The organism is Nostoc sp., from assembly GCF_036919575.1.
GTDB lineage: Bacteria > Cyanobacteriota > Cyanobacteriia > Cyanobacteriales > Nostocaceae > Nostoc.
In genome coordinates, this window is the sequence record NZ_JBALBY010000029.1 from 70,542 (window position 1) to 91,039 (window position 20,498).

The 20,498-nt window shown below is 44.4% G+C and carries 20 protein-coding genes and 1 pseudogene; 10 read left to right on the plus strand and 11 right to left on the minus strand.

The window, feature by feature from the left end; genetic code table 11:
* Positions 1-78 precede the first annotated feature (78 nt).
* From V7K27_RS09735 to V7K27_RS09745, 3 genes are all read left to right on the plus strand, one after another.
* Positions 79-609 carry a hypothetical protein gene (locus V7K27_RS09735; protein WP_334946551.1) on the plus strand — a complete coding sequence of 177 codons (531 nt, stop codon included), beginning with the start codon at positions 79-81 and terminating at the stop codon, positions 607-609.
* 173 nt (positions 610-782) lie between these two features.
* The gene (locus tag V7K27_RS09740) at positions 783-1,097 is read left to right on the plus strand and encodes a hypothetical protein (RefSeq protein ID WP_334946553.1); all 315 of its coding nucleotides are present in this window, start codon (positions 783-785) and stop codon (positions 1,095-1,097) included.
* Positions 1,087-1,455 carry a pentapeptide repeat-containing protein gene (locus V7K27_RS09745; protein WP_334946555.1) on the plus strand — a complete coding sequence of 123 codons (369 nt, stop codon included), beginning with the start codon at positions 1,087-1,089 and terminating at the stop codon, positions 1,453-1,455. Before V7K27_RS09740 ends, V7K27_RS09745 begins: the two co-directional genes overlap by 11 nt.
* 336 nt (positions 1,456-1,791) lie before the next feature.
* On the opposite strand, the gene V7K27_RS09750 is transcribed toward V7K27_RS09745, so the two are convergent.
* Complete coding sequence (locus V7K27_RS09750) at positions 1,792-2,754, minus strand: LysR substrate-binding domain-containing protein (protein WP_334946557.1); 963 nt, start codon at positions 2,752-2,754, stop codon at positions 1,792-1,794.
* 314 nt (positions 2,755-3,068) lie between these two features.
* On the opposite strand from V7K27_RS09750, the gene V7K27_RS09755 reads away from it, so the two are divergent.
* Positions 3,069-3,770 carry a cadmium resistance transporter gene (locus V7K27_RS09755; RefSeq protein ID WP_334946558.1) on the plus strand — a complete coding sequence of 234 codons (702 nt, stop codon included), beginning with the start codon at positions 3,069-3,071 and terminating at the stop codon, positions 3,768-3,770.
* Between the two features lie 202 nt (positions 3,771-3,972).
* Here V7K27_RS09755 and V7K27_RS09760 read toward each other — a convergent pair whose 3' ends face one another.
* A complete protein-coding gene (locus V7K27_RS09760) occupies positions 3,973-4,149 on the minus strand; it encodes a hypothetical protein (RefSeq protein WP_334946560.1) in 177 nt (58 codons plus the stop codon).
* A 27-nt stretch (positions 4,150-4,176) separates the two neighbouring features.
* Here V7K27_RS09760 and V7K27_RS09765 point away from each other — a divergent pair, with 27 nt between their 5' ends.
* Together V7K27_RS09765 and V7K27_RS09770 are read left to right on the plus strand one after the other, a co-directional pair.
* Positions 4,177-4,827 carry a hypothetical protein gene (locus V7K27_RS09765; protein ID WP_334946562.1) on the plus strand — a complete coding sequence of 217 codons (651 nt, stop codon included), beginning with the start codon at positions 4,177-4,179 and terminating at the stop codon, positions 4,825-4,827.
* A 362-nt stretch (positions 4,828-5,189) separates the two neighbouring features.
* Positions 5,190-5,618, plus strand: a complete 429-nt coding sequence (locus V7K27_RS09770; protein WP_334946563.1) for a YidH family protein — start codon at positions 5,190-5,192, stop codon at positions 5,616-5,618.
* A gap of 159 nt (positions 5,619-5,777) precedes the next feature.
* Here the strand turns inward: V7K27_RS09770 and V7K27_RS09775 are convergent, their stop codons facing one another.
* Positions 5,778-6,500: a class I SAM-dependent methyltransferase gene (locus V7K27_RS09775; protein WP_334946565.1), complete on the minus strand. Its 723-nt coding sequence runs from the start codon at positions 6,498-6,500 to the stop codon at positions 5,778-5,780.
* A gap of 45 nt (positions 6,501-6,545) precedes the next feature.
* Between V7K27_RS09775 and tnpA the strand changes: the two are divergent.
* Positions 6,546-6,737: pseudogene (gene tnpA / locus V7K27_RS09780) on the plus strand (IS200/IS605 family transposase); the annotation flags it as partial.
* A 157-nt stretch (positions 6,738-6,894) separates the two neighbouring features.
* Here tnpA and V7K27_RS09785 read toward each other — a convergent pair.
* Positions 6,895-8,043, minus strand: a complete 1,149-nt coding sequence (locus tag V7K27_RS09785; protein ID WP_334946567.1) for an alanine--glyoxylate aminotransferase family protein — start codon at positions 8,041-8,043, stop codon at positions 6,895-6,897.
* Positions 8,044-8,206: 163 nt separating this feature from the next.
* Between V7K27_RS09785 and V7K27_RS09790 the strand changes: the two genes are divergently transcribed.
* Entirely contained in the window at positions 8,207-8,596 is a 390-nt protein-coding gene (locus V7K27_RS09790) for a DUF1499 domain-containing protein (RefSeq protein ID WP_334946569.1), read from the plus strand.
* A 35-nt stretch (positions 8,597-8,631) separates the two neighbouring features.
* The gene (locus tag V7K27_RS09795; protein ID WP_334946571.1) at positions 8,632-9,333 is read left to right on the plus strand and encodes a DUF1345 domain-containing protein; all 702 of its coding nucleotides are present in this window, start codon (positions 8,632-8,634) and stop codon (positions 9,331-9,333) included.
* 230 nt (positions 9,334-9,563) lie between these two features.
* Here the strand turns inward: V7K27_RS09795 and V7K27_RS09800 are convergent, their stop codons facing one another.
* The 3 genes from V7K27_RS09800 to aqpZ all read right to left on the minus strand — a co-directional run bounded on the left by V7K27_RS09800 (position 9,564) and on the right by aqpZ (position 14,768).
* Positions 9,564-12,080 (minus strand): ATP-dependent helicase, encoded by a 2,517-nt coding sequence (locus V7K27_RS09800; protein ID WP_334946572.1) that lies wholly within the window; start codon positions 12,078-12,080, stop codon positions 9,564-9,566.
* 284 nt (positions 12,081-12,364) lie between these two features.
* On the minus strand, positions 12,365-13,687 hold the full coding sequence (locus V7K27_RS09805) for a calcium-binding protein (RefSeq protein ID WP_334946574.1): 1,323 nt from the start codon (positions 13,685-13,687) through the stop codon (positions 12,365-12,367).
* A gap of 307 nt (positions 13,688-13,994) precedes the next feature.
* On the minus strand, positions 13,995-14,768 hold the full coding sequence (gene aqpZ, locus V7K27_RS09810) for an aquaporin Z (RefSeq protein WP_334946576.1): 774 nt from the start codon (positions 14,766-14,768) through the stop codon (positions 13,995-13,997).
* Positions 14,769-15,302: 534 nt separating this feature from the next.
* Between aqpZ and V7K27_RS09815 the strand changes: the two genes are divergently transcribed.
* On the plus strand, positions 15,303-15,575 hold the full coding sequence (locus V7K27_RS09815) for a hypothetical protein (RefSeq protein WP_334946578.1): 273 nt from the start codon (positions 15,303-15,305) through the stop codon (positions 15,573-15,575).
* 137 nt (positions 15,576-15,712) lie between these two features.
* Here the strand turns inward: V7K27_RS09815 and V7K27_RS09820 are convergent, their stop codons facing one another.
* The 4 genes from V7K27_RS09820 to V7K27_RS09835 form a co-directional block, all read right to left on the minus strand.
* On the minus strand, positions 15,713-16,801 hold the full coding sequence (locus V7K27_RS09820) for a RuBisCO accumulation factor 1 (protein WP_334946580.1): 1,089 nt from the start codon (positions 16,799-16,801) through the stop codon (positions 15,713-15,715).
* A gap of 287 nt (positions 16,802-17,088) precedes the next feature.
* Positions 17,089-18,486 carry an ATP-binding protein gene (locus tag V7K27_RS09825; RefSeq protein WP_334946582.1) on the minus strand — a complete coding sequence of 466 codons (1,398 nt, stop codon included), beginning with the start codon at positions 18,484-18,486 and terminating at the stop codon, positions 17,089-17,091.
* 31 nt (positions 18,487-18,517) lie between these two features.
* The gene (locus tag V7K27_RS09830) at positions 18,518-20,182 is read right to left on the minus strand and encodes an FAD-dependent oxidoreductase (protein WP_334946583.1); all 1,665 of its coding nucleotides are present in this window, start codon (positions 20,180-20,182) and stop codon (positions 18,518-18,520) included.
* 102 nt (positions 20,183-20,284) lie between these two features.
* On the minus strand, positions 20,285-20,494 hold the full coding sequence (locus tag V7K27_RS09835) for a hypothetical protein (protein ID WP_334946584.1): 210 nt from the start codon (positions 20,492-20,494) through the stop codon (positions 20,285-20,287).
* Positions 20,495-20,498 lie beyond the last annotated feature (4 nt).

Sequence of the window (20,498 nt, forward strand, 5' to 3'; positions counted from 1 at the left end):
ATTTACGATAACCTTGACCCGGAAAACATATCAGATTACTTGAATAAGTACTAAAAGTCTGACAGGAAAACCATACTAATGAGAATTTGGGCTACTGCTGTTGTGCTAGCTTCTACTTGGCTAATATCTGGGGTCATAGGTTCTGAGCCAATCAACGCTACTTCTGTTTTGGTAGAAAATGCTATATCATCTCCTGCACCAACGAATACAAAACAGATTACTGTTATTAACACCGAGTTCGGGATCAAGAGAGTTGACTCCAAGGGTAACGTTAGCATTTTCAGGACAACAAGAGTGCCACTTCAGGAAGGAAATGCCTACGGATGGCGGATTAAACTCAAAGACTACCAAGGTGAAGTGAAATGGCGCGAAGTCTTGCATTTACCAAAACCTCCAGAAACTTGGGGTACAGACAATGGTGAAGACTTCTCAATATCAGCAGACGGCACTACATCAGTGACACGGCGCACACAGTCGGCTCCAGAGGGTGTGATTGAGAATTTTTGGACGATCGCTCCTGGTGATCCGGTTGGTAAGCATAGAATAGAGGTCTATATTGATGACCGTTTGATCAGTACTTTCGAGTTTGAACTTATTCCGGTTAAGTAGATGTGAAAGGGATTGACGATTTTGGATTAAATTTCAATTCTTTAATCCAAAATCCGTCTTAAAAAGTTTGCTCAACGGGGGGAACCCCCGCACGCAACTTTTCGCAAAATCTAAAATCTAAAATTCTCACAGTATCTTAGAAATAGAAGTTAGATTGTTGTTGAGTGGCGATCGTGAATACAGAGGAATTCCTGCGATTAATCGAAAACCAGCGCTCATGTCCTCAGACACTGCCAAAAGTGCTGCAAGCAATGTGGTATGACAAGAAAGGTGACTGGAGCAAAGCTCATGAAATAGTTGCAAATGCCAGCGATGCCGATAGTGCCTGGGTTCATGCTTACCTGCACCGCAAAGAAGGCGATTTGAACAATGCCCGTTTCTGGTATCAACGCAGTGGTCAGCCAGAGTTTTTGGAAGAACTAAGCCAGGAATGGGAACAAATAACTTCTGTATTGCTAAGGAAGGTCAACGCGACGCATGAATGCTGAAGAATTAAAAAGGCGTTTTGCCGCCGGAGAAAGATATTTTCCAGCCATCAACTTGAGTCGGGACAAGCTGATTGGAGCCTATTTGCCTGGAATCAATTTATGGGGATCTGACTTGAGTGAAGCTAACCTAGCTAAAGCTAAACTCTGGGGAGCAGATTTGAGTAGAACTAACTTAGCCAAAGCGAACTTGACCAGAGCTAATTTGAGCGGTGTCAAACTGAATGAAGCAAATCTCCGGGGAGCCAAACTCAACTATGCCAAGTTGTATGGAGCGAATCTGACTGGCGCTTACTACGATGAAAGTACGCGGTTTTCTAGAGGTTTTGACCCCATCAGTAGAAATATGCGGAAGGTCTGAAGGCGATTGGATTTATCGCCAAGGGCGAACAACGCGGGAAACCCGCGCAACGCAGTGCATTGGTGTCAACTTAAGCCGAAACCCTTTTCAAACCTCGTTTCCAGCTTCTTGCTGGAAATGCAGTTCCTGGTGGCTCTGCCGCAAGTTACGGAGGCGGAGCCTCAATGAGGGGCATTCCCAGTCGGAGACTGGGAACGAGATACGGCACATAACACAACGCCACTTGCTACCCTGCGAGAACGCCAAGGGCGAACAACGCGGGATACTCGCGCAGCGCAGTGACTCTCCTACTTCAAATTTATATTTCTTCATATACATTGAATTTTTCTCGCTGACTTACTTATCTAACATAGAAGATATCAACATTTGTTCAAAGACTTTGGAAAGAGCAGTTTGAAAACGCTGACGATGTTTGAGTTTGAAAAAAGGTCGAACTATTTCTGCGTAGGCGTAGCCTGCCGTAGGCATAGCACCGTTCCCCTCTCTGTTATCAATAACTCGAATTGCCCGCAGAGTTCCCAACTGGATTTCTTTTTTTACCATCAACTCAGAAATTCCAATTGCACCGACACCATCTTCGATCGCTGCTTTTGTCATCTCTCCACTATTGAACACTAAAATTACATTCAGTTCACTGAGATTGATTCCCCAATTTTGTAAGGCTTCCTCAAACCTTTGCTGGGTTCCAGAACCTGGTTCTCTCATCACCCAAAGGGTTTGAGTCAATTGGCTTAAGTCAATTTCTCCCCACTCAAACCAAGGGTGTTTTTGACCTACGACAATTTGCAAGCGATCGCTCCCCACTATTTCGTACTCCAGAGTATTCTGAAGCGCTGGCTTCACATCTCCTTCCACCAAACCCAAATCAAACTGTCCGGTCGCCGTTCCCACACAAATCTCGTCTGTATTGGCAAGGCTACAGTCAATCTTGATACCGGGATATCGGCTCTTAAACTCACTAATCTTGCTTGGTAGCCAGTAGTTACCAATTGTCAGACTCGACCCTAATTTCAATTCACCCCGTTGCAGATTGTTCAATTCTCGCAATCCCCTTTCAGTCAAGGACACTTGATCGAGAATTTTCTGTGCTTCCACTTGCAATAATTTACCAGCCTCAGCAATCTCGATATGGCGACCAATCCGATGGAATAGTTTCACTCCGTATTCTTGCTCTAAGTTGTGGATTGCTGCGCTGACCGCAGGTTGTGTAATATAAAGCTCCTCTGCGGCGCGAGTAAAGTGTAAGTGCTGCGCCACAGCCTGAAATATTTTTAGCTGCTCAAGCGTCATTCCTGCCATTTATGGTATCCCTACAACTTGGTGTCAAAATTTTAATCACTTTCATTTATCATTCTGACAAACAAAAGCATTTGATTCTATCGGTTAGTTTGACTAAAGTATAAATCAAGGCTTCGGCACAGAAGCAAATGAGCAGGGGATGAGGGAGATGAGGGAGATGAGGGGGCAAGGGGAAGTATCTAATACCCAATACAACTCTTGGAGAGGCTGCGCCAACGGAAATGCTGCTTCGATGCCGCTCAGTACAAGTCAGTACAAGTGCCCAACGCCCAATGCCCAATGCCCAAGCATGAAAATAAGGACTTCCAAAAAAAATGAGCGATTTAGTAACTGCAATTACCACAGGGATTACGGCATTCACTGCCACCAACATCGATGATATTGTCATTCTGACGCTGCTTTTTTCGCAAATAAATAAAACGTTCCGCAGTAGTCACATCCTTGGTGGTCAATATCTCGGTTTTGCTGCATTGATCATTGCTAGCCTTCCCGGTTTCTTCGGTGGACTAATTATACCGCAGGACTGGATTAGACTACTTGGTTTAATGCCAATAATCATTGGTCTGAGTAGTTTACTAAAACGCGAAGAGGATTCACCAGAGGAAGCCAAAGAAGAAGCCGAGCCGTCTTGTCCCTCTATAATGAGCAATTTTCTCTCTCCGCAAACTTGCAATGTAGCGGCGATCGCCTTTGCAAATGGTAGTGATAATATCAGCGTCTACATACCCCTGTTTGCCAATTCGGAACTAGATAGTCTGCTGGTGATATTAGGTGTATTCTTTTCGCTAGTGGGTGTGTGGTGTTATGCCGCTTATAAGTTAACCTACTTACCTGCGATCGCAAACTTTTTAACTGAAAATGGCAACACTTTTGTACCTTGTATCTTGATTGGTCTGGGTGTGTTTATAGTCATGGAAAATATTACTTTTACTCTTATAGCTGTAGTTTCTAGTTATCTCCTTTCATTAATTTTAAATATGAGTAATCAGCCATCGCCTAAAGAGCAAATTAATTAACAAAACAGAATTCAGGAGTCAGAATTCAGAATTCTGAATTCTGAATGAATTCTGTACGACTGGTGTAAGCTTTGCGGTAGCGAGTCTTCTCCCAAGGCGAGAAGCTTTAGCGCAACGAGCCTCGGCAGCGCGGGAACAGGGGGTTTCCCCCATGAGCGACTGCCGAACCCGAAGGGCATCTGAATAGACGGGTTTAAGTCCCCTACTCATTGATTCTGACTTCTGACTCCTGACTCCTGACTCCTGACTCCTGACTCCTGACTCCTGACTCCTGACTCCTGACTCCTGAATTCTGACTCCTGAATTCTGAATTCTTGATTAAGTCTTTAAGAAGATGTGCATCATGAACTTTTTCGTCAAAATGAATTAAAATCTGCAAAATTTACCCATTAACAGGACTCAAATCATGAAAATCTGGAAATCTCTGCTAATTGTCTTGATGATTTTCGTTAATTTAGCCTTTGCTCAACCTTCTTTTGCTGACAGACCAAAATTTAGCAAAAACCCTGATTACATCGAAGTCACTAAATCAATTAAAGCACTGACTAAGGCAAAAGAAGCCCAAACTGAAATCGAAGGTGTCACACCAGAGGAGATTCAGCAGAAAATCGATGAGTTAGCATTCCAAAAATATACTTTAGAGACAGGAATCAACTGGGGTCAATGCGACAACCAAACAGGTAAGACCGTAGCAGTATATGGCAAAAGACCAAATGGTGAAGAGAATGAAGATGCCGTATACGCCAATGACCTGTATTTTCTAGCTGATGGTCAGTCCACTAAAAATAACTGGGATTGTGATGGTTTTTATCTGCCAAATGATGCCAGAATCGTAGGTTTAATCCCAGACGGACAAGTATTTACAGAGCCAGTTGCTATCAAAATACCTGATGGCAGTAAGTTGGTGATTAATACCAATCCAGATAATGCTGCAATTGAAATCAAGGTTCCTAATGCTCAAGTTGTCAAAGCTAAGGAAGTTAACTGGTTTATCCCGAATGTATCACAGGCTCTAATAGATACACGAGTTCCCAATGCGCCTACCAATCAGTCTTGAAATAGAACTGCATAGTCTATATTTTGAATGATTGTTCTCAATTTAAATCGCGTGACAGCCAAAATCAGAGGAAAAACAGGACAAGCACTTGTGAAAAGTCTCTCTGATCTGGGCTGTTTTCTTTATGACCATTTATTACGTACAGTTGCTCTGTACCATCAATTACGAATAACGAATTACTCGGTCAGGCTTGTTTTATTTAGATATCTGCATTAAAATAAATTTTGAAAAAAATGTACAATCACAACAGGTATATTTCATTAGCGCAACTATTGCGCTGGGTGCAAGTCATCTGGAAGGAGATTTGGTATTACCTCCGCGTTTTTTTGAAAAGAGCCGCTTTGGGGATAAGGGTGTTATTGATGCAGTTAAAATTGAAACCTACAGAAGAAGATAAAGATAAAAAAAAGCCAGGACGACTGAATCCATCCAGAGTCCGAGATCACTTGGCAAATGAGCGTACTTACCTCGCTTGGATGCGGACAGGGATCGCTCTTTTAGGTTTTGGTGTCGTCATCGTGCGTTTGCGTGCTTTCCAAGTACCTTTGATACCCCATCCTGGCAACGGCTGGAAGTTAGGTTTAGTCTTCTCGCTGGTGGGTTTGGTCACGGTGTGGCTCTCAACGTCACACTATTTCGCTGTGCGTCGTCATATCGAAGATGATACTTATGAACCAACAGACCGTTGGGTGTTGCTGTTCAGTATCGCTGTGATGATTCTCGGAACTGGGGTAATCTATTTTGTTTTTACAACTTCTTTAGATCCAATGAGTCCACTTATCTCTGAGTGATATAGTAATCCGCTTTGATTATTGAACTGACTTGCGTAGACTGGGAGTTGGGAATAGGCTTGCCGTGAGCGTAGCCGAATGGGAGTGGGGAGTAGGGAATAAGCCTTTTAGATTAGTACTTAATTTGTTCAAAAATCAAATAGGAGTCCTATAGTATTTTCAAAATCGTACCTTATATAACTCGAATAATTCCCCTGATTTCTGCGCGACTACTTTACCACCAACCGCCTTAATCGTTTTTTCCCATTCAGCCACAGGCTCTAAAAATACCTCAGCCCCCAAATAGGTTTCCAAAACTGCCCAATCTTCTGCTAATGGCTGTTCTGGATTAAGGATGTCAAACACAAAATGTCCACCTGGTTTTAACACCCGCTTGACTTCTGCCAATACAGCATCCCAATATTCGAGTGGAAAATAGCAGCTGAATCCGGTGGCGATCGCCAAATCAAATTGCTCTGCTGAATAGTTTAACTGATCAGCTGCTCCCAACTCAACACCTTTGAACAGCTTGGAATTCAATTGTGGTCCACGGGAATTAAGGGTATCGCGTGCCACATTACTGATTTCTTGCCCATGAAAAAATGCTTGCCAATCCCGCCAAGGATAAATTAAAAAGCTGATACCACAGCCGATATCTATACAGTGCTGGTTTTTTTGAGGTTGAGCAATTTCCCAGAAAGGGGAAGCAATTCTCCCTGAGAAACTACCAGCAATCCACTCCCGGAATATCGGCATCGCCTGTACTTCTGTTGGGAGTTCAAAGGTTTCACCTTGATATTCTCGGTTAAAGCGATAGGCTACTTGGGCTAATCTTTCGTCCCAGTTGGTTGATTTGTGTGAACTAAAGAGATTTTGGAACTGCGAATCGGACTTTTTAGACATTAGGTTTTTGCTCCTCTTTCTAAGGATTGTATTGACACTCCCAGCGTAACTCCTACCGATGCACCACATCTAGCGATCAAGGCTTTTAAAGGTCGTTCTAGTTTTTATCTGAGAAAAGAGTTTCCAGAACTCCTTAAATTACCAAGTCTGTGGTCTAGAACTTATTTTGTTAGTAGTGCGGGAAATGTTAGTAGCGAAGTTATCAAAAAGTATATTGAAGATCTACACCACGGCTAAATATTCAAGGCAGTTAAAACTGCCGTTTGCCTCTACTCAGGTCTAAAGACACGCTCGCTTGTCGGCAAATCGTGTTATTTATTGTCAAATTCGCTGTGCGATCGCCTTTTGTCTCAGGTGCGTTACACTGCTGTTAACGCACCTAATTACGCCAAAACTACTTAGGCAAAACTTGCCTTAGTGCTGCTAAAAGTTGGTCAACACTTTCCTTACGACTATTAAAGCCCATCAATCCCACGCGCCAAACAAGACCCGCGAGTTCGCCAAGACCACCGCCAATTTCAATATTATGTTCATTGAGTAACTGCCGAGCGATCGCTTTCCCATCTACCCCGGCTGGAATGCAAACAGTGGTAAGCGTTGGCAGTCTATACTCTTGCTTAACGTGCATACTCAATCCTAAATTCTCTAACCCTTGCCAGAGATATTCTACGTTTTTCTGATGTCGCTGCCAGGAGTTCGCTAACCCCTCTTCTGCAAGCAAACGCAATGCTTCCCGCAATGCATAGTATAAATTAATCGGTGCTGTATGGTGATAGGTACGTTCAGCACCCCAATACTTACCCAGCAACAACATATCCAAATACCAGTTTGCAACCTTTGTTTGGCGTTGCTGCAATTTCTCAACTGCCCGCGCACTCATTGTAAAAGGCGAAGCACCAGGCGGACAACCCAACCCTTTTTGGCTACAACTATAAGCTAGGTCAACCCCCCAAGCATCCAAAAATAAGGGGACGCCACCCAAACTTGTCACCGTATCCACCAGCAGCAAAGTGCCAAATTCCCGACACAAATCAGCAACTCCTTCCAATGGTTGACGTGCGCCAGTGGAAGTTTCGGCATGAACTAGAGCTAAAATAGCTGGACGATGAGTTTTTAAAGCAGTTTGCAGTTCATCCAGGTTAAAGACTTGTCCCCAAGGTTTGGTAATGCTTCGCACATCGGCACCATAACGCCCAGCCATATCCACGAGGCGATTACCAAAGTAACCAGCTACACCAATTAAAACCACATCACCGGGTTCTACAGCATTGGCGATGGTTGCTTCCATTGCGGCTGTTCCCGTACCACTGACTGCAATGGTGAGTGGGTTTTCTGTTTGCCATACGTAGCGTAGCAACGACTGAATTTCATCCATGAGTGCGAGAAAAGCTGGGTCAAGATGCCCAACCGGTGAGGTATTCATCGCTTGGAGAACTGTGGGATGGGCATTGGATGGCCCTGGCCCCAACAGTAAACGGGATGGGATTTCTAGCGGTGTAAGTTGCAAGCGCCCAGAGTCGTTGATTGAAATTGTTTGCGTCATAATCTGTCTTCGTCTAGACGATACTTATCGCATCATAGAGCGAACGCATCACCGATGTTTTAGTGAATTCCTCATTTGCCAGAAGATGCGATCGCCGCAACATATTACACTAATTTAAATAAAGTGTGACAGTCTACTTATTCACTTACCCGGAGAGATAATTATGGTTTTTGCTGGCAAACCACCAAATAATTTAGGTGTTAACAACGGTAAATTAGCATCCTGCCCTAATTCTCCTAACTGCGTTTCTAGTCAGAGTGCAGATGCAACCCACAAAATTGCACCACTGACTTTTACATCTACTCCACAAGAAGCGATGGCTAATCTCAAAAAGATTATTCAGTCCTTACCAAGAACCAAAATTATTACCGAAAGTAAAGATTATTTATATGCAGAATTTAAAAGTGCTTTACTGGGATTTGTGGATGATGTAGAATTCTATCTAGACCGGAATGCTAAAGTTATCCAAGTGCGTTCAGCCTCACGCTTAGGTCAAAGCGATTTGGGTGTCAATCGTCAGCGAATAGAGACGATTAGAGCCAAATTAAAGTAATTCGTAATTCGTAATTCGTAATTGAATTAGTTAAATTGGACTGGATAATTTCTGCGATCGCAACATTTGTGAGACTTAATCTATTTAAAAACTTTGACTCCCGACCCCGACTGTTCATTGCTGTCGGACTCGCTCTATTAGTTTCACTAATCCTTCCGCATTGGCTGCACTTACCCACTCGCATTCTCTGCGCTTGGAATTCCGGTGTTGACTTTTTCTTAGCCATAACCTGGTGGAAAATGATCAGAGCTACGCCAGAAAAAATCCGCCGTTATTCTGAAAGTGAATATGAAGGACATTTGGCTATATTCTTGCTGGTAATCGCTGCGGCTTGTGCTAGTGTTTTAGCTATTGTGTTTTTACTAACTGATAAAAAAGGGTTGTCACCAACTCTGCTTGACCTACATGTCATACTTTCAATTATGACTATTGTCGGTTCCTGGTTACTAGTGCATACGATGTTTGCAGTGCAATATGCACACAGCTATTACAAATACATTAGACATAATAATAGTGAAGAAATCACTGGAGGTTTAGATTTTCCTCATAACGACTGTCCAGACTATTGGGAATTTTTATATTATTCTTTTGTAGTTGGCATGACTAGTCAAGTTTCGGATGTAGAGACGACATCACGCGATATGAGGCGCTTGACTCTGTTACATAGCATATTATCCTTCTTTTTCAATACCACCATTTTAGCTATGACTATTAATATCGTTGCATCGCTGATTTAACAATTGCTGTGGGTGCGCTTGATGTTGCTTAGAATAGTGTACACACAAGTCTTTTCGTTCAGAACACCAGGACTTTCGTTCAGAACACCAGGACTTTCGTTCACAACACCAGGACTTTCGTTCAGAACACCAGGACTTTCGCATTGACAAGAAATACCAAATATGTATCAGGTGAAAAGCCAGATATTTCGTAGGGGTTTAGCATGGCTTTTCCCCTACAGCATATTTAATCATGCTTGTTTAGTCATTGCCCCTAAATTCACCACACATTCAGGGAATTGGCGCTTTAATGCTGGAAACACTGGACAAGGCGCTTGTTCTTGTAAATTCTCCGGTTTACTCCAAGTAAAGGGGGCTTTCTGCGCCGCAGACATCCACACCAGACGCTTTGCTCGTGTCATGGCAACGTAGAGTAAACGGTACTCCTCAGATATTTTCAAGTGCTTTGCTTGTTCCCATGCTTGTGTGACATCTGGTATCGTAGATTCTCCGTGGAGAGCAGCCCGAATTTGAGCGCGGGCTACTTCTGATAAGGTAAAATCCCCTAAGAATTGGCTTTGGGGAGGAACCCAAAATCTCCCAGGAATCAAGTTTTCGTGGAGAAAGGGAAGAAACACATAGTCCCAATCCAGCCCTTTGGCTTTGTGCATGGTAATAATGGTCAGTTGACCGCGACGTGTGTAACGTTCTTCCGAATCCTCGGTTTCCACTGGTTCAAACCGTTCAGAACTGACGATTTCACTTAAAGCTGACAGCATTCCCCCCATCGAACTATTGCCAGCTATCTGCTGGTTTACCCGTTCTGCGAGTTTGTCAGCAGTTGCCAATTCTGCTTGGTCGTAATTTAAGGTCAAGGCGAGAAAGGAAATTAGCTGGTAGAGGGGCAATTCCAAGCGAGCGCGAAGTAAACTACGACACAAGCGAGCAGCTTTTTGTACTGTTTCTGTCTGGGATTCTGCTAAGGGGCCAGGATACAAAAATTCTTCTGGGAGACTAGCAAGGGCGTTGAGGTCTTGGGTAGGAATTAATTGGCGCTGTACTAATGCTTCTAGTGCGGCTTTGAGGTAATCGGGGGAATGGGGGCGATCGCAAAATTGCAGCAATGCTAAAATTTCTTGCGGCACATGAGAACGGCGATCGCGTTCTCCCACATCATAAAGTATAATATTATGCTCTTTGCACACAGGTGTGAGAGCCTCTGCTAACCATCGTCCTTGGCGATTTTCTCGCACTAAAACTGCTGCACTATTTTGTGTTGGGTCTTCGCCAAATAATTCAATCACCCTTTGAGATAACAATTCAAGGGTATGATGAATGTCACGCGGTGTATAAAGTTCTAGTCCTCGTCCGACTGGTGCGGGGTTAGCGTTAGTTTGCGGATCGCCAACTTCAACAGGGCGAATTGTTTGCAAGCGAAATGGTAGTTGTCGGTTGACAGGAGTCTTTTGTCCGTTATTCGTTGTTGCTAACCACTGATTATTGATCCATTTGAGGGCAAAGTTAGCAGCTTCAATGATAATTCTAGTACTACGACCAGCTTGATCCATCGTTGCCAATCGTTTAATGCGATCGCACTCTTCGCAAAATTGCCGAAAATAAATCGGATCAGCTGGGGTAAATGTGGAGTTAATCGCTTGGTTGGGGTCGCCAACTCGTACCAAGTTGAGTGAGGAGTGAGGAGAGACGCGATGAATCGCGTCTGTACAAGAATCAGCAGTAGAGACGCGATTCATCGCGTCTATATTCATCGCGTCTATATTCATCGCGTCTATATTCATCGCGTCTGGATTGAGTGAATAATGATCTCCCTCATCTCCCCCATCACTCGCCAAAATTTCCAATAGCTGCGTCTGAAGAGGGCTAGAATCTTGGGCTTCGTCTTCAAAGACGGCGAATACTTGGTTTTGCTCGATGCGACGAGCGCTGTCGTTTTCTAAAACGCGCAGTGCGGCTAAAATCATATCGTCGTAGTCAATGAAATCACGCGATCGCATTAAGTTTTGATATTGCTCATACAATCCCGCCGCTACGCTCAAAATTGGATATTCGTCTGTGGTTTGTTTACTCCACTCCCGCAACAATTCTGGCGATATCCCCGAACTTTTTGCTTCATGAATTACCGTGTTAGCCAATTCTGGTAATACTTCTGTTCGCAGCACCGATTGGCGACGCAACCTCTCTGTCTCTTCTCCGTCAAATTGATGACCTTCTAATAACCGCAAATATATTCCTGAGTTATTCGCAATCCATTGCTCTACAGCCGTTCGGATAAAGCGGTGACTTTGGGTTGGTGTAATTAATGTGACATTTTCTAACTGCAAACCTGACAAATCAGAATGGCGGTTGGCAATGTTTAAGGCTAAACCATGTAGGGTATAGACAAAAAAGCCCATCTGAGGTAGCGATAAATCATCTCGTAAGAATTTGCGAATCTTCGCTTTAATATTGGCAGCAGCCGAGCGAGTAAAAGTCACAACTACCAAGTGACGGCGGTGAGATGAACGTTCATATTGACGGGCGATCGCGATCGCTGCCGCCGCCGCCATACCAGTAGATTTGCCTGCGCCAGGAACGGCAGAAATAGCCAAAGGGCCAGATTGCCAGTCAGCCATTTGTTGCTGTCCGGGGCGTAGACTGTTGCGGATTGCCAGAATCTTCTCCCGTAAAGTCAGAACAGGCGATCGCTCAGACAATTCTGAGTGGAGTGATTGCAAAGGTGCAGCAGCAGTAAATTTAGAGTCGGACATATCAAATTTTATATTTTAAATAGATGTTGAATGTAATTCCCAAACCGCAGATATGAATAATCTTCGGTGATTCTTAAGCCTAAACTACAAACAATTATCACTCCTCAATTATTTTTTTACTTCCTAATCTTCAATTATCGCAAATATTCGATTACAGTGATTTCAATACGGTTCGGTTAAGAATTAAAATGAGGGGGACACGTTGCCGTGTCCCCCTAGTCAGCAGAAAAAGTATCCTTGAATCTGCCTTCTGATGTCAGTACTTTCTGAAGTTGATAACGTTCTTATTTAATACTGATTCCTAGCGTATAGGAAAAATCAGGTCCAGAGTTGATACCAAAGAAAGTTGCATTATTTTGAGGTACGAAAGAATCTTTACTCACTGAAATGTAGTATGTACCTGCACCCAGGAAACCGGTGATTGGTGCCGATTTTTGACTGGTCAGTAGAGTCGCAGAATCGTTAAACAGTCCGATAATTGCCTTTCCCGATGTCACTGTGTTGACAGTGACCGTTCCTGAATTTGGTAAATAAAATGTAAAAAAGTCAACATCGGGATTGCCCCCCGCTTGAGGTGTTGCTAACTGACCTGAAATATTAACTTTTGAGCCTGATGATAAGGAACCTAACCCATCAGCGTTACCCAGTGTGTTGTTTGTACTTTGTCCAGCATCTTCCCGCTCATAGTAAAGGAAGTCATTACTACGAAGTTGGAGATTGTTTCTCCCCTGCACAATACCTATGAGTTCATCTACCTGTCCCGGTTGCTCATAGAATATTCGTGTGTTGCCTCCAACAGCTTGTAAGCGGTAGTCCTGTGGAGTTCCTTTGAGTTGAATTTGATCTTGGTTAGACTGGAAGTCAGTAATAGTAGCGAAGTCCCCAAAACCAGGAGTCGTACTGTTGTTATCGTCGTAGAAAACATTTACAGCGTCTCCCAGGACAAATTTATCTGCCCCAGCCCCGCCAGTCAAGGTATCAAGCTCGCCTAATCCAGGTGGAAGCAGACTACCAGGATAAACACCGATGAGGATATCGTTTCCATTACCCCCATTGAGTAAGTCATTGCCAGGCCCGCCCTGGAGACTATCATTGCCGTCGTCACCATTGAGGGTATCATTACCGAAATTACCATCTAGTGTGTCATAGCCTGCTCTTCCATTCAGAGTGTTGTTAGCACTATTACCAAAGAGGAAGTTGTTAACACTGTTACCTGTCCCGTCGATAGCGTTAGTTCCCAGCAGCTTCAAGTCGCCCAGTTCGGCACTCAGTGTATAGGTGACATAAGACCAGACGTTATCCGAGCCGCCATTAGGAGCTTCGATAATGATGTCACTTGTGTTGTTAATAATGTAAAGGTCGTCGCCTACTCCCCCATTCAAGATGTTGATACCTGTGCCGCCAGCAAGTGTGTCATTGCCAATGCCACCAATTAGAGTGTCATTTCCTGTCGCACCAGCGAGGGAATCGTTACCAGCTGCACCATTCAAGCTATCGTTACCGGACGGAATATTGGCATTACCACCCTTAGCCCAACCAACTATCGTGTCATTTCCCAAAGTCCCATTTATCTTGTCAGGACGTGTAGTACCGTAAATAAATGCCATCTTAATCTCTCCTGAATTTCTCACTAATGATTAAAGGCACAAAGCAGATTTAAGTATTGCCCCTTTTGAGGAACTCCTGTAACAATCAGAAATTACAGGCTAGTACCGCTTTGCAGAGTTCGTAATTACTCTTATATAAGGGTTTTAGACGTTTCAAATGGGTGGCTTATTTCTGCCGTGCTGTACTAGTACTTTGTCAGGCTGGTTTTAAAGGTGTGTAGTAAGGACTTTAATCCTTACTACGAACTTGCTTACCGATCAATTCTTTCTTGACAGACTACTAGTACAGCCCGGTTGAAAATGACTTTTAGGCTAGCTCTTTGACATTTTGCCGTTCTTCCACAGTTGATTCACTAAAGACGGCTACATATAACCATCCTGCTAAAATAGCCCCGAAGATCGGAGCTATCCAGAACAGCCAGACTTGCGAAAATAGTTCTACGCCTGCAAATATAGCAACTCCAGTACTACGAGCAGGATTAACCGAGGTATTGGTTACAGGAATGCTAATCAGGTGAATCAAGGTAAGCCCAAAACCAATTGCCAGTGGTGCAAATCCATTAGGAGCGCGGCTATCAGTCACACCCAGAATAATCACCAGAAACATGAAAGTCATCACAATTTCACTAATCAGGCAAGCAAACAGCGTGTAACCACCTGGAGAGTGAGTTCCGTAGCCGTTAGTAGCCAATGGGTTGGAGCCAGTCAGGGAAAATCCAGTTTTGCCGCTAGCAATCAGGTAGATAATGCCCGCACCAACAACTGCACCGATTACTTGAGAGCCGATGTCAGGTAGTAAGTCAGACCCCGGAAAGCGTTTACCTGCCCATAGTCCAAAGGAAACAGCCGGGTTGAAATGACCACCAGAAATATGACCAAGAGCATAAACCCCTGTGAGGACGGTAAGCCCGAATGCCAAAGATACACCTACTAATCCAATACCCAATGGAAAAGAAGTACTCTCGCTGATTTTTGCCGCATCTGCTGTGTAGGCTGCGGCTAGAACAGCACTACCACAGCCACCTAAAACAAGGCAGAATGTGCCGATAAATTCGGCCAAACAACGTTTCGTCAGAGACATTTTGGGAAAACTCCTTGTTCAGCTACAAACGAGTGATAGCTATGTTGCACAATGTTTGAGTCATTCCTATCAACAGGAAATCTATTGCGTTTGTTTGGTTATGAAACTAAATCGAAAAAATAGGAATTTGTTTTTTCCTGAATAATTGCGGTGATAAAATATTAGGACTTACGCACTGTACAAACGAATCATCTTGTGTATTAAGATAAATAGGTCGTTTCAGCCTTTTACAAACCATCCTTTGTTAGTTGCTTCGGCGTAGCCCAACCCAGGTCTTACCCTGAGCCTACGCCGAAGAGCATCGCAAAAAGGTCGTTGAAAAATCTAGCTAAAAGGCTTGAAAAGCATATCTGTCATTTAGGCTTTTCTGTCAATGCGTAAGTCCTAAATATGAAGATACCGGAAAAGCTAAAATCACAAAAAAAAATGCCTAATTTCTTAAGAATTTTGCTCGAATGATACATCTGTTGAGATTCTTGATCCAGTACGCTATATTAAAATTTATCGGACTTACGCATTGACAGACATAACCAAATGTGCATTACCTCTCGTTACAAGGCTCTGCCTTGTAATGCTCTTGTGGGAGGGCTGCTGCCTCCTGTCAAACTGGGAGGCAGCAGCCCTCCGAGCGATCGCAATAGTGCATTAGACGTAGACGTAGGTTGGGTGGAGCGGAGCGCAACCCAACTAATTATCAGGATGTTGGGTTACGCAAAGCCTCCACCCAACAAAGCAATTTTTTGGGAAAATTTTAGCCTAGACGGTCTACTACAAGACTACCGAGATTTTTTCAGAAATCAAATATGATTCCTATATTCTGATTAAGAGAGTTAAAACAAATGGTGGCATTGGCCAAACAGAAAATTGAACCAATGCCCCATCTGCTATTGTTTGGACAGTCTTAACAGATTAGATCGCAGAGTTAGTCCTGCCTAAAATTGAATTTACTCGTCAATCTGCCATGAATCCTTAGTTAATTCTTCATCCAGAATTTTCTTAGGACGCACAATGATAATAATTTGTCCTAGTAGAGGAATTTCCGGCTCAGTTTCAAACCACTGAAAATCTAATTCACCACCATTTTCAACGACAAAGTAGTTGGAAATATCCCATTGTCGTTGGGCACGATCTATCACAACGACGACGGGTTCTATTCGGCTTTGGTTTTGGATAGGGAAGCGATCGCTATTGGCGATAATTACCACTGGATCTTCTGCCGCCAACAGCACTTGCCAACCTGGTAAAGGTACCCAAGCTTGCTCTCCAGAAAACTTCACCATGCGAAATGGTTCAATTTCTGTGACTATGGGCACAGCTTGCAAGTCTTGCCGTGACAATGGCAACTCACCGACTACGGGAATGATTCGGGGTAATTGTTCTTCAGATTCCAGGCGGTAAAAAGGTAAAATTGGAGCCGGACGCTGGGGAACGCTAGTAAAATCAGTCAGTAGCTGTTCGATTTTTGTCCTTGCTTCTGGCGTGTGAGCAAAGCGTAAACCTTTGGCGATCAGACGCGATCGCTGTTGCAAATCTGTATTTTGGCGGGCGCGTTTCCAAACTTGGTGAGCAACTGCATCCCCAGGATGGGCAGAAAACCCTTCTGGCAAAATGCGGAAATAGGAGAACTCTTTAATGGCTTTGGCTACTTCCCGCGCCTCATCCGCATCGACTTTCTGGACGAAAATCAGTTCGGCGGCGCTGGCGCGTTCTTCTTGGGTGAGCAAACGCAGTTCGTATAAAACATCACTGCCGCGTGTGGCATAGTGCGATCGCGCTGCTGACGAGGCTCCAAACTTTTCCAAAGAATTGTAAACTTGAGAACCAACAACTACCTGATTTTGTTGAATTGGCTCAAATCCAGTCGCCTCAAAAATTTCTTGGGGATTGTAACCGGCTTTTAGCAACGAGGCGATCGCCATTCCCCACTCCACCCAGTTGCCTTGTTTTTGCCTCAGCTTTCGCAGTAATTCTTGTGCCACATCGTTGTTAGCATTTTCTTCGGGATTTTGAGCGTTGGGTGGTAGATCGGTCATAATCGGAGTGCAAGCTTCAACTTGAGAGGTTGATTAACACCTCATGAGCAAGTCCTATTCTAATCTATGAACTACCCAGACCTACTGCCTTGATTTGATCTATGGAAACTTATAGCGTTTCCTAATCACATAAGGTACATCATAGCCCCCTCTCGAAGAGCGGGGAGGGGGTTGGGGGTGGGGTTCAGTACCTACTCAAGCGAGAACCGCTATATTATGATTTAGCTACTGCGATTGAAACGGCTTTTCAAAAAAATCTCTTTCCCAGATATTCATCACTGGTTTACTCAATGATTTGACAAAGGCAAGCAAATGGTGAAACAAGTTCTGCCTGGCTGCGACTCAAATGAGAGCGTACCGTGATGACGATTTTCTACAATCCGGCGAACGGTTTCCAAACCGAGTCCTGAACCACGCCCCACTGATTTGGTGGTGAAGAAAGGTTCAAAAATGCGGGTTTGAATTTCAGATGGAATTCCACTGCCAGAATCGATGATGTCAATATGGGCAAAGCGATCGCAATGGTATGTTGTAATTTCTAGGAGTCCCTTACCATCCATTGCATCAATGGCGTTGTCGATTAAGTTTGTCCACACCTGATTCAGTTCACTGCCATAAGCAAGCATTTTAGGAAGACATTGATCGTAATTGCGTTGTACTTGGACACCGCACTTAAGTTTATGAGCAAACAATCGCAATGTATCTTCTAAACCTTGATGCAGATTCACTTCTTGCTGAACGCCTTGATCGAGGTAAGCATAAGACTTCATCGCTTGCACAAGTTCGGAAATCCTCTGAGCGCCTCGCAAACCATGTTTAATCATCGACATGACTTCAAAGGAAAGCGATAGCCAGTGCAATCCCATTTCTCGCAATTCAGTGTCGTCGTTGCGCCAACGTTCCATTATCTGATCTAGGGTTTCGACCTCAACACCACCTTCCGCTAAAGGTTCTGCTAATTTCCATGCCTGCTCTACACCATAATCTTCTAACCATTCCAGCAACACGGTTTCGCGATCGCTTAGTCTCACCGGATCTAAACGATCATTCAAAATTGCGTCATAGCCCTGATCGCGCAGTCTCAACCAGTTTTGAGTATGCGCTTCCTCAACATGGCGTTGCCCATAAACTAAGTTCATTCGTTGTAGCTCCAGGATGGCAGCTGGCATTTCCTGGAAAGTCCGAACCAGGGCTGATGCTGGGTTGTTGAGTTCATGAGCTAGACCGGCGGCAAGTGTTCCTAAAGCTGCCATCTTTTCCCGTCCCCGAATAAAGGATTCTAGCCCCCGAAGACGACGTTCCATAATGCGGAAGACCATCCGCTCAAAATCACGACATTCATGCAGCAGTTTGCGGAAGTCTTCTGCCTTAATTTCATAGAGGTTGCAATCTGTCAATGCCCGCATTGTCACAGGTACAGGTTCATCTGTGAGGACTGGAATTTCACCAAAAAAGGATGGGGCTTGATGTTGCCCGATGGGAATTTCAACTCCTTGACTGCGGCGGGTGAGATTAATTTTACCTTTGACTAGGATAAATAAGCCGTGTCCAGGATCTCCCTCATGTGCCAACACTTTTCCCGTAGGGAGTTCAACCGTTTGAGCGCGATCGCAAACCCACTCCAATTGCTCTTTCGGAAGCTGTTGAAAGGGGTCTAAGTTGATCAGTTCTTCAATACACAACATCAATCAACCTCCTGAGTTTTTCCGACTCCAGCTAAACATTGCTCAGATAGCGGTGAACGAATTGAATGGCGATCGAACCTTCTCCCACGCCGGATGCCACCCGCTTAATTGACCCGGATCGCACATCTCCGGCTGCAAAGATCCCAGAAACACTACTTTCTAGCAAAAAAGGAGAGCGTTCCAAACGCCAACCTGGAGGAGATTTGCCATTATCTATTAAGTCCGGCCCTGTGATGATAAACCCTTGAGCATCGCGTTGAATAACACCATCGAGCCAATCAGTTTTGGGGGTAGCACCGATGAAGATAAAAAGCGATCGCGCTGGCACGGTTTCAATTTGTCCAGTCAAGGCATGGGCAATCACAATTTCTTCTAAATGTTTATCTCCCTTTACTTCGATGACGCTGCAACCTGTGCAAACTTTGATATTTGCAGTAGCTGCAATCTGGTCAATCAAATATTGGGACATACTCGATGAAAGCGACTCACCGCGCACCAAGATGATCACTTTACTGGCATACTTAGAAAAATGCATTGCTGCCTGTCCCGCAGAATTTGCCCCGCCGACTAGGTAAACCTCTTCATTGCTACAGGCGATCGCCTCAGTCATGGCAGCACCGTAATAAATTCCGGCTCCTGTAAGCTTTTCGGCTCCTGGGACATTTAACCAACGGTAGGAAACGCCGGTTGCAACTAAAAGTGCATGGCAACTAATCTCACTGCCATCCCCCAATTGCAGAACCCGATAAGGATCTTGCAGCTTAACTCCGGTTACTACTTGAGGAGTGAGAATTTCTACTCCAAATCGCCGCGCCTGGGTAACTCCTCGCCTGGCCAAATCGCTACCGCTCAAGCCAACGGGAAACCCCAGATAGTTCTCAATGCGTGAACTCGTGCCTGCTTGTCCGCCCGGTGCCTCACGCTCAATTAAGACTGTACTCAATCCCTCGGAAGCGCCATAGACGGCGGCTGCTAATCCGGCGGGGCCACCACCGACGATCGCTAAGTCATAAAAAGGACGTTCTGCCTGGGTTTGCAGTCCAATTTTCGCGGCAATCTCTAGATTAGATGGTTGGATTAATCGGGAACCATCGGCAAACAGCACCAAGGGCAATTGCTGTCTGCAATCAGCTTCTGCGTATTCCACTAATTTTGCTGCATCCGGCTCCAGTTCAATATCCAACCATTTGTATGGAATCTGGTTACGTGCTAGAAAGTCTTTCACCTGATGGGAAAAAGGCGACCAGCGATTACCAATGACTCGAATCCCTTCAAAGGGTGGGCGGAATCCAGCTAGCCAGTCATCTAGCAAGTCATCCAAAACCGGATATAGTCGCTCTTCTGGTGGATTCCAGGGCTTAAGTAAGTAGTAATCAAGTCTGACACTATTAATTGACTTAATCGCAGCATCCGTATCTGCATAGGCCGTCAGCAAAGTACGTTTGGCATCAGGAAAGATGTCTTTTGCCTGTTCTAGGAACTCCACACCTCCCATTTGGGGCATTCTTTGATCTACCAAAAATAGAGCAACTGCTTCATTCCGCAATTTGAGTTGCTGCACCACGTCCAGAGCGGCAATACCGGAATCTGCCCGGACAATGCGGAAGCGATCGCCATACTGATGTCGCAAGTCTCGTGACACCGCTTGCAACACTTCTGGATCATCATCGACAGTTAAAATTGCAGGTTTCGCCATAACTACTGTTACTTAACAATTGCAGTGCCTAGCTATTATCGAAACAGAATTCAGGAGCGGAGCAAGGGAAAAGCTCCGCCGAGGCGTCAAAATATAGGAAATCTACTGTTTAACCAGTTGTTTTAAACGAAGGTATGCCTCTTCTGGTGTCAGTGGTTCTGATTGACTTTCATTAGGTATAAAAAATACCCAGGTATCGGGAAAGTAATGTACCACAAAGCTGGGAATCAAACCTAATGTTACTGCTTGCTTTCCAAGTTTTTCAGTTTGTTCTTCTAAACTCAGTTGGTCATTAAATGGATGTTCAGCCATACTT

Coding starts and splice junctions, on each gene's coding strand:
- V7K27_RS09735 (WP_334946551.1), top strand. CDS start 79: ATGAGAATTTGGGCTACTGCTGTTGTGCTAGCTTCTACTTGGCTAATA.
- V7K27_RS09745 (WP_334946555.1), top strand. CDS start 1,087: ATGAATGCTGAAGAATTAAAAAGGCGTTTTGCCGCCGGAGAAAGATAT.
- V7K27_RS09750 (WP_334946557.1), bottom strand. CDS start 2,754: ATGGCAGGAATGACGCTTGAGCAGCTAAAAATATTTCAGGCTGTGGCG.
- V7K27_RS09755 (WP_334946558.1), top strand. CDS start 3,069: ATGAGCGATTTAGTAACTGCAATTACCACAGGGATTACGGCATTCACT.
- V7K27_RS09765 (WP_334946562.1), top strand. CDS start 4,177: ATGAAAATCTGGAAATCTCTGCTAATTGTCTTGATGATTTTCGTTAAT.
- V7K27_RS09770 (WP_334946563.1), top strand. CDS start 5,190: ATGCAGTTAAAATTGAAACCTACAGAAGAAGATAAAGATAAAAAAAAG.
- V7K27_RS09775 (WP_334946565.1), bottom strand. CDS start 6,500: ATGTCTAAAAAGTCCGATTCGCAGTTCCAAAATCTCTTTAGTTCACAC.
- V7K27_RS09785 (WP_334946567.1), bottom strand. CDS start 8,043: ATGACGCAAACAATTTCAATCAACGACTCTGGGCGCTTGCAACTTACA.
- V7K27_RS09790 (WP_334946569.1), top strand. CDS start 8,207: ATGGTTTTTGCTGGCAAACCACCAAATAATTTAGGTGTTAACAACGGT.
- V7K27_RS09800 (WP_334946572.1), bottom strand. CDS start 12,080: ATGTCCGACTCTAAATTTACTGCTGCTGCACCTTTGCAATCACTCCAC.
- V7K27_RS09805 (WP_334946574.1), bottom strand. CDS start 13,687: ATGGCATTTATTTACGGTACTACACGTCCTGACAAGATAAATGGGACT.
- aqpZ (WP_334946576.1), bottom strand. CDS start 14,768: ATGTCTCTGACGAAACGTTGTTTGGCCGAATTTATCGGCACATTCTGC.
- V7K27_RS09815 (WP_334946578.1), top strand. CDS start 15,303: ATGTGCATTACCTCTCGTTACAAGGCTCTGCCTTGTAATGCTCTTGTG.
- V7K27_RS09820 (WP_334946580.1), bottom strand. CDS start 16,801: ATGACCGATCTACCACCCAACGCTCAAAATCCCGAAGAAAATGCTAAC.
- V7K27_RS09825 (WP_334946582.1), bottom strand. CDS start 18,486: ATGTTGTGTATTGAAGAACTGATCAACTTAGACCCCTTTCAACAGCTT.
- V7K27_RS09830 (WP_334946583.1), bottom strand. CDS start 20,182: ATGGCGAAACCTGCAATTTTAACTGTCGATGATGATCCAGAAGTGTTG.
- V7K27_RS09835 (WP_334946584.1), bottom strand. CDS start 20,494: ATGGCTGAACATCCATTTAATGACCAACTGAGTTTAGAAGAACAAACT.